Raw genomic sequence first — 780 nt, 5'->3', positions numbered from 1 at the left:
CCGGCAGATACCGCGCCAGATCCCCGGTCTTGTACAGCCGGTCGCCTGCCACAAAGGGGCTGGCGATGAACCGCTCCGCCGTCAGCTCCGGCCGGTTCAGGTACCCGCGCGCAACGCCGGCCCCGCCGACATAGATCTCACCAATTGCTCCCAGCGGTGCCGGCTGTAGCCGTTCGTCCAACAGATACGCCACCGAATTCCGAATTGGTCGGCCGAGCGGCACCCGGGTCTGGTCATCGAGATCGGGAGGCACAGGATAACAGAGACTGAAGGTGGTGTTCTCCGTCGGCCCGTAGCCATTTGAAATCCTCAGCGTCGGATGTCGCTTCTGGCATGCCCTGATGGAAGCGACGGAGACCTCTTCGCCCCCGACCAGCAACTGCTGCAGCCGATCAGTGCTCCGCCCCTCCCCGACATAGACGTCAAACAACCGCGCAGTCATCCAGGCGATCGTGATGCTTTGATCCTGGATGATCTGGGCCAGCGTTGCCGTCGAGAGGTAACGTCCAGGATAGAGCACAACACTGGCGCCGTTTGCCAAGGCTCCCCAGACTTCGAACGCGGTCGCGTCGAATGTCGGCGAGGAGGCATTGAGAAAGATGTCCTGCGGCGAGATCGCGACGAAATCGTTCCCCGCTACGAGACGCACCACTCCCCGATGTTCGACCATGACGCCCTTGGGCGTGCCTGATGATCCCGAGGTGTAGATCACGTAGGCGAGGTGGCGTGAGCTCAGGCCGAGCGCGCGCGGGTCCGGATCGGAGGCCGGCAGGTTCGCCC

General features: G+C 63.5%; 1 protein-coding gene. It reads right to left on the bottom strand.

Annotation, left to right across the window (positions count from 1 at the left end; genetic code table 11):
- Positions 1-780, bottom strand: a 780-nt coding sequence (locus ACLFKU_RS43760) for an AMP-binding protein (RefSeq protein ID WP_410853389.1), incomplete at both ends; no start/stop codon positions are given.

The sequence above is a fragment of the Paraburkholderia sp. EG304 genome, from assembly GCF_046543485.1.
Classification (GTDB): domain Bacteria; phylum Pseudomonadota; class Gammaproteobacteria; order Burkholderiales; family Burkholderiaceae; genus Paraburkholderia; species Paraburkholderia youngii.
The sequence above is the reverse complement of the archived record's forward strand: the minus strand, read 5'-3'. Positions and strand labels throughout refer to the sequence as shown.